This window comes from Vibrio coralliilyticus, assembly GCF_024449095.1.
Lineage (GTDB): Bacteria > Pseudomonadota > Gammaproteobacteria > Enterobacterales > Vibrionaceae > Vibrio > Vibrio coralliilyticus_A.
Window position 1 is genome coordinate 965,936 of sequence record NZ_CP024628.1, and the last position, 8,325, is coordinate 974,260.

An 8,325-nucleotide genomic window follows, 5' to 3' on the forward strand; every position below is an offset into this window, starting at 1 on the left:
GTCTATTTATTGTTCTTAATTACTTTCAATCCATTGGTTAATCAGTTCAAGTTGCTCGTCTGAAAGCTTTTCAGAGTCTTCGTCTTTCGCCTCTAACCAGCGAATGGCGGGCAAAATATCTGAGTATCTTTGCTCATAGGTCTGCGCAATAGTTCGCTTAGTATAGTAATTATCTTTTTCCTCAACCTGGATAATTTCCTTAGCACATCGGAGAACATTATCACTACATGTGTACCATGTTTCGGGGATATCGTTTCGATCAAATGAATGAAGATTGACCTTAAGTTCATCAGACTCAGCGTTTAATCCTGAGCCCATCGGGCCAATAAGCTCAAGTTTAAGTTCTAGGTAATCAATATCGGATAGCGTCTCTACCCGTTTGAACGGTTTCAGACCATGAACTTTCGTTCCCAACGCATTCACATACTCTGGCTTGAGAACTTGAACATAAATATCCGTCTCTTTACCAAACCCATAGCTGGTTATCACATGTTTTCTTAACTGATCAGGCTCCATGTCCAAATAGTATCGACATAGAGATTTAAGATGACTAGAAAGCTTAGGTTGTGACGACTTCCCACCGCCTTGCAAGGTAAAGGCTTCAAATGTCCACTTATCATCCTTCTCTACAATGGTTCCAATTCGATACAACTCGGTTTTACCCAAAGAAAAACGTTCCCCACCTGACACTCCCGGTATAAAATCAACATTGTTTGCCATATCGACTTCTCTCAATTTAGCATCGACGCCTACAACTTTACCCGGCGCAAAACCAGCATTAGTAAATAATTTGTCATCACAGTGGCGCGTTTTTACTACAGCGAGACAATTGACATATTTACCCCAATCAAAGCCTTCGACATCATCTTTATAGTAATTGTTATAATCGGAGTGCTCTCCAGAGAGTCCTTTTTGCATAATATGAAGCTCAACAACAGGCTCATCAAACACTTTCGGGAACTGTGCCATACCTGAGTCTGGTTTTGGAGCAAATAGAAAGCTCTCTGACACTAATAAATGATCCGCATGCTTGGGATCTTTACTATCACCAAATTGATACAGCCTTGAAGGACTCATAGTTAAATTAAATATTGACGTATCCCACGGCCCCCAGTTGTCATAGCTTATTGACTTGAATGAGTCTTTTACACCTTTTATTCCAGCAAAATATTCGTAGCTCAGCGACAATTCACCAGAACGAATTTCTCTACCTTCATCTTTAAACAGCGCTTTTAAATAAAACGCGTCAAAAGAATCATTTACTAACCATGGTCGCGTACCTTTGATTTTATTAGCGCCAAACACATAAGACGGCTCGATAATCGCTCCCCAAATTTCTTTACCTGAGCCTTGAGTGACTATGCTCCGCTCACTTGATGTTAACTTCATTTTCTTAAGCAGAGGGGTGATTTCACGCAAATATTCAGAGCTCTTACTAACGATTTTAGAACCTTCGATAACTTTATCCGTCAACTCGGAGTGATTTAGCCAACTCCATTTTGTTTGTGTTTCAATACCAACACGATGCAAAAGCTGTCGTTTTTCTTCAGGTACTGCTTGAATGGCCTTGTTATCTAGCACCACAATGATTCTCACTTCATCCAGCGGAGATAAAGAATCATACTGCTGCAAATGCTCATGCAAAGATAACCATTCTTGGCGCGCACCTTCGCGCAATGTTTTCACCGAAATCGACTGTTTGGCACCTTGGTACAAGGCCTTAAGCTCATTAGTATCGAATGGCACTTCAAACATATCGATCAGTGCTTTGATGCTTGATGACGCGCGGTAATGAATTGGACAATATTGCATAAAAGGTTTGGGAGCATCATCTTGCTCATTGGATAGCCAATCATCCACGCTGTCATAGACAATACTCGCCCCAAGTTGAGCATAAGCAGAATAAGTACTGGCTTTGAGTAGTGATAGCTCTGCTTCAGCGTAATCTGAGTCCATATAGTATTCATCTAAATGAACCATACCAAAACCATTTTCATCTAGCTGCCATTGGTCTTTTAATAAAAATTGTTGGATATAACCATCAATATGTTGTTGTTCAACGCTAACCTCATCGCCACTCATTTGTTGGTAATTACGCTCAAGTAATAAACGACTTAAGCCATTCAACGCATGTGCCCGTTTATAATAACTCGCCTTCATCTGCTCGCTTAAGCTTTGTGAACCAAAAGAAAGCAGCTGTTCTTGAGAGACAAAGTTTTGATGTTGGATTTGCTCAAGGTTATTACGCAATTTCAGGGTGTCAGCATTCTCCGTACACAAGTCATACAGATTCGAAACCAGCGACGAACCTTCTTTGGTCACCGTATAAAGGAAATTCGCAGCCGCTCCCCAAGGCGTAATCGAAGCGACATCAAGAGCAGTATCCAGCGCCAGCTCAATGGCGTCCAGCGTCGCTTTATCGAGTTTGAGTTCCTCAGCAATGGCCATTTGGCGCGCTTTTTCAACCACAGTAATCGCGCTGCGAGATAAGGGGTAATCCAATATGGCTTCAAAGTGAAGGATCATGTCAACACGGCGATTGCGCCGTCTTTCCTGCTCTGAATCATTAGCAACTAGTGGAACTTGCTCTCCGTAGCCAATACTCTTAATACAGTTTTTCCATATCGCTTGGTTGCGTGCAACACCTTCGAGAATGCATTCTCGTACAAAGTCAGCCCTGCGCTGTGACAAATCTTGGTTATAGTCAACTGAGCCTCTTGAGCAAGTATGACCCTTAATGGTAATGGGAATAGGCTGATCTAACTGAGACAGAATCTCACCCAATTTGACCAACTTTTCTCGTGCTTGTGTGCTGGCGAATTCACTACGATCAAAAGCAAAGGTGGTGCTTCTTAGTTCAAATAGATGTTGCCCTTGCTTAACTTGCGTATCGGCGGTCACTTCATCACTATCACCCAGTGTAGGTAACATTTGTTTAAGCTGTTCAAGCGCTCTCTTTTCTACTTCAGACAGCGCTTTTTTCTCCTTAAAATCTGCCAGTGCTTTCTGACCAGGCTGCTGCACTGTAGCCAAATACTCAACCACCACAGTGTCAAGCTTCTTGCTTGCTTTCGCACCCTTCTTATATGCTTCAACCAGACTGCCGCCTTTCATCACGGCATCTGCAATTGAAAAGCCCTTGCCAACGTTTTCTAACACCTGCATATTCTGCATGAGTGCTCGCCATTGGGGCGGGACTTCAACAAGGTTAATTTTATCTTTTAAGCCATCGAATAAAATATTGCCTTTATCACCAAAAAGTTTAATCAGATCAATCGATTTTTGGCCAAAGGCGGCATTATCTATTTCATAGGCTTTGCTCATGATGGCTAATGAGGCGGCCGTGGCCCCAGCGATATTTTTTAGCTCACTGTCTGCACTCGTGCCCATTGAAGCCGCCGCTATCTTAGCCACCGTTTGCCAGCTTAGCTTGTGCTGCATTGCCTGCGCTGCGCTTTCGATATAGGCTTTGTTCATTTGCACGCTATGCCATAACTGAGCAGCGATAGGTTTACTTTGTTCACTAGCGAGTGTTTCAGGTAAATCTGTCGGGCTTTGTTTCAGCTTTGCAAGTAAATCAGGGTATAGGTGAGGCGCTTGATTAAACAGTGCTTCTTCGACCGACACAGGATCGCCATTCACTAAGGCACTGCGCCCAAGCGGGGTTTGGATTGGTAAATGCAATACTCGCTCACAAAAGCTGTATTGCTCAACGTTTTCGTCTTTCCAAAATTCAAGGCCATCGTCATTGGTTATTGTTGTTAAATCAATATCAAAACGACAATATTGGTTGACTTCTTTCAGGGCAAACACCGAATCCGACATCACCCAAAAGGTCGCTGCATAGGCATTCTCATCTGTTCCATCGACATCGTCAAAGTTGACCGCTTGAACTTTACTGACTGCGGTTAAGTTGGTGTTCTCTTCGCTATTACCAATAATTCTTAGCTGCTCTGGAAAGTTAGACAATGTGACGTTTGCGCCTTCAAATTGCGCACTAGAAAATTGCACCACAATGGTAAATTGCTGCGGCAGCACCAGAGCCCGTACTGAGCTTAAGTGTTTTTGTGTTAATGATCGTTCAACTTCACCAATCGCTTTGGCGTAGTTGGAGTCGCCGACCTGATCGCTGGGTATAATTTGAGCTGTGTGAATATCTTTAATATCAAGCGCTGAAAAATAGTTTTTATTAGGCGACTGATTAGCACTAGATATCAAATCGTTGTACAAATTTGCCAGCCATTTTCCATCTTTGCCTTGCTTGCTAAGTAAATGCACCGGCGCTAAATAAGGCGGGAAAAATAACAGTCTAGGGTTGCCTGCTTCAAAATTGGTGGCCAATGCAGGGTTACCTTGCAATGGTAAGTTTTGACTGAGTTGGCCTGATTCAGGGCTGGTAAAGGCGGTGATTTTGCCCAGCGCATCACTAAATAACAGCGATGCTTTAGCTGGGGTTTGGGTTTGTTTTCCCTCACCGTCATAGCTTATTGTCACTGCGGTATTGTCATCAGCGCGGGCAAAGCAGATATTTGGCAAGGGGAAATAGCGGCAATGCTTATCAACTTCTTTTCCTTGCGCAAGCTGACCAAATAGATAGATGCCAGAGATGGATTTAGAATTAGCCACGACGGTTCTCCTTCATTGCCTTGCAATCACCCGAAATAAAATGGCTGCCGACTTTCTCTATTTGGCACAGCCTTTTACAACCATTAAAATCGCGGCGAGTCCATTTAGAGTCATTCGGCGTTTGCCAAAGCAACTCACATTTATCAAATTCTTCTTGGTAGTTAATAGCAAACGCCGATTTGTATTGACTATAAGTAGGTAAAGCAGGTAAGTCTTGCACAAGATCATATTGATTAAAGCCTTGGCTTAAAGCTGGCGGGATATAAAGTGAAAAACCATAGATCTTATCACGCGGGTTGGCTAACTGATAGAAATAGCGCAGTGTATCTATCGGCGAAATTTCGTCTGATTTTCGCACGCGAGTAAACCTAGGGGTAATCGCTTCTTGACCGTTAAAAAGCCCAAGCTGAAGTGGATAACGAGCATCATCTGCCATCAAAGCTGACTGGCTCAAGTCGTAGGCATTATAGGCGCGATAACCTTCCGAAGTATTACAGCTAAAGGCGCCACCATCTTCACGCCAATAAATATAATCTTCACGAATGCAGTCTTGCGGGTAAAAATCTGACTGTTGATAGTTTTGCCAATCACCCACTTTATAACTTAAATAGGTAGGCTTAGCATTGACCTGTAAGGTAGACTTGTTATAGTTGGTTTTGATATTGACCAGTAATTGAGTGCCATTATTCACCAGCCGTACCCGTTTTATCTTATCTTTCGCATGGTCATTTCCATCAAACCAAGCCTTTCTTAACTCAGGGGTATCAGGGTTTGGCACAGTAAGGGGTAAATGGCTTATTGTCATTGTCGCGGTATCAATTTCATACGCTGTAACAAGCTCGGAAACATAAGCTTTGCTGCTATCTGGTAGCCAACCACCAAAGTTACAGTCGCCGCCAAAGCGCTCAATTTGACGGGTTTTTAAATCCGCCAGGACGCAACCTTTTTGCTGAGAAAATAATCCAGTATTAAAAAACACATAACGGCCATTGGGCGAGCGCTGTGGGCGAAGGTTTTTTGTAAAGCTTACCGATCCCTTGACTTCGTCAGCGGTCAATAATGTTTGTAAGTTGGTACCATCCAAGTTCATGGTATATAAGCCAGCTTGTTTTTGGTTTTCCTCGACATAAATTTGCGTCATTATCTGCGGCTTATCACCTGGCTTGTCCCACTGTGCCAGCGGCGCGGCTCTCGGATCAGACACCTTCAAATACCACCAAGCTAAAGCGGATGATTCTCCGGGGCGCGAGTCAAGAAAAGAGACTGTTTTTTTAAGCGCTATATCGTATCTTGCTTGTTCGGCCTTGGCTTTGGCCCTTGCGTCTAACCATTGAGTCATTTGTGGGCTAAATACCGCGCCTGCACCAAGCCCCAATATCACCATGGCCGAGACGCCAAATATAATTTTTTTGTTCATTTTGATAGTCCTAATTCTTCTCGCCATAGCGACATATAGCTTTTAAGGTCGTCCACTGCGGCTTGATCTTCTGCACTCATTTCAGGAAGCGGTTCCAGCGCCGGGGCAGGACCTGCTGGTTCAGACCATGCCAGTATTTGCTCGAATGTTAGGTCACTAAAGACCAGTTCAGAATGGTGGATGTGCCCTGGCGAGGAGATTTGCAGGGTAAACTTGCCCTTAGGTGGGAAGCCGCCCAATATCGCCGTCGCAAAATGCGGATTGTCTTCGCTGTATTCTAATGGTTCACTCAGTACCCAGTCACTCTCACTGTCAGACAACACGGCATAGTGGGTAATGGCGGTGTCAAAATCCATTAGCCCGGTCTCAACGGAAAGTTTAAAACCACTATTCTTACCATCGACATAGGCAATCACGGTATTACTTTGATCGTAACTACGGACCAAGACCTGTTGGTCACTCAGCCATGGCATATCGTCTTCACCAACTGCATGGACTTTGGCGTTATCAACGTCTGAGGTAAATTCCTGTGTAGAGAATGCTTGTTCAGAACTGTAATTACTGAGTTCATCGAGTGGCGTGCTCGATTTCTCTAGCAATGCAGCATCAGATTCTAATGACTCTATCTGATTGAATCGCTTTTGTTTTGGAGAAAATATGACTTTAAGTCCATTTTCTCCCTCTTGCACCTCGCCAAGGACTTTGTAAGGAACCCAAAACTGAGATATTGCAAATCCTTCCGCTTCACGTTGAATAGCTTTAGGTTGCTCTTTCGTTTGTTCTTCTTGATAGAGGCTGCGGTAATACTCGACGTCTACATCCTGATAGTAGCCCTTGTCTGTAATCGCCATTTCACGCCACAGCTTACCCTTCCAGAATACGTAAAGATAACCACCACGTAACTCTGAAGCCTTATCTTTACTTTTACTACCATCTAGATACGCTAGCGGTCGAACGGGCACTAACACATTATCCCATTCATCCATCTCGTCGCTGGCGTCCACTGGCTCAACATTCTCTGCCAGTAATAACTTGAGTGGGGCGGCAGAGCCGCTAATAGGAATGGCTAAATAAAGATTCCTTGGTTCTGCTTCGAGGCCCTTAAAAACGGCAACACTGCGGTGGCTTTTGCTAGAGTCTTTGCGAGGTTTAGCAATCTTTTCTTTCTGATTGTCCGTTGCGGATAAAATCAGGTAAGCGGCATTACTAGGCCACTGCCCCGCAAACTCAATCACGATTTTTTTATCCGGAGACGGTTCAACAGGCGTATAGCTAAGGTTGCGCGCCAAAGGTACATCGTCTGTAACAGCCTTGTAGTTCGCTTTGATGATCTTTTTCGGTTGTTCAGCGGCAAATTGATCAATCCGCATTTTCAGCGCTGGATACGCTTCAAGCTGAGCATCAGAGAGAGGAGTTCGCCGAGCAAAGGAGGACAAAGCCACCCACTCTGCACGTACAAGACGCTGTTTGATCGAAGATAAAAGGCTGTGGGTATCTTTTTTAGCCGACTGAGGGAGAGTATCAGACAAAGGCTTAGGGAGCTGTCTGAGGATATCCTGAAGATTGCGCGTACGCGAAAGCTGCCCGATGCATTCATCTGGCGACAGTATGTAGTCTAACACGTCCCTAGAAACTGAGTTTCCTGGAACAAATTTGCAAATTAATTGCATTTTAGTTCTCCACAACCATTAATGTCTTTTGATTGCGGTAACAAGTAGACCCTAAAAGAGGTCTCTGTAACGATTTGGTGGCCTTCATGGTAATAAGTTACTTATTACATTTCAACAAGCTAAATACAATAAGTAAAATAAACCAGTAAAATAGGCACAATAACTCAAAATAACACCACTTTAACTAATCATTACGTCATTAGTGCACATAAAGGTATGTCTCATTTATGGCAACCAAAATTCATAAAAATGACGTCCGTTCCATACTGAACAGTTTGTGATTAAATGTTAGTAATTATTACTATAATCAGCTGTCGTTTCTAATATTGATGACTAAGATGCATTGTATCTACATCTATGACTTTATTAATATACGCTGAGTGAATAAGAAATAAAAAAAAGACGTGATTGAATATCACGTCAATGTACCAATATATTGTAGATACTAAACAGATAGTATTCACCACCTGTGCAGGATAGCACCCTTAGGCGCAGCGCCACTATACAAGGTCTGAGACACAATGCAACGTGGCGAAATTCATGAAATTAATTACACTTCGACAGCCATTATCGAGCGTAAGATAGTCAATTAATCGAGTGAATGTACAATCA

The 8,325-nt window shown here is 43.2% G+C and carries 3 protein-coding genes; all 3 read right to left on the reverse strand.

Features of this window, described 5'->3' with window-relative positions; genetic code table 11:
* Window positions 1-15: 15 nt before the first annotated feature.
* The 3 genes from CTT30_RS19930 to CTT30_RS19940 are packed head-to-tail and all read right to left on the reverse strand — an operon-like array spanning window position 16 to window position 7,713.
* Window positions 16-4,626 carry an OmpA family protein gene (locus CTT30_RS19930; protein ID WP_252036759.1) on the reverse strand — a complete coding sequence of 1,537 codons (4,611 nt, stop codon included), beginning with the start codon at window positions 4,624-4,626 and terminating at the stop codon, window positions 16-18.
* Complete coding sequence (locus CTT30_RS19935; protein ID WP_252036760.1) at window positions 4,619-6,043, reverse strand: TolB-like translocation protein; 1,425 nt, start codon at window positions 6,041-6,043, stop codon at window positions 4,619-4,621. The genes CTT30_RS19930 and CTT30_RS19935 overlap by 8 nt, the downstream gene beginning before the upstream one ends.
* Window positions 6,040-7,713: a hypothetical protein gene (locus tag CTT30_RS19940; protein ID WP_252036761.1), complete on the reverse strand. Its 1,674-nt coding sequence runs from the start codon at window positions 7,711-7,713 to the stop codon at window positions 6,040-6,042. The genes CTT30_RS19935 and CTT30_RS19940 overlap by 4 nt, the downstream gene beginning before the upstream one ends.
* Window positions 7,714-8,325: the final 612 nt, after the last annotated feature.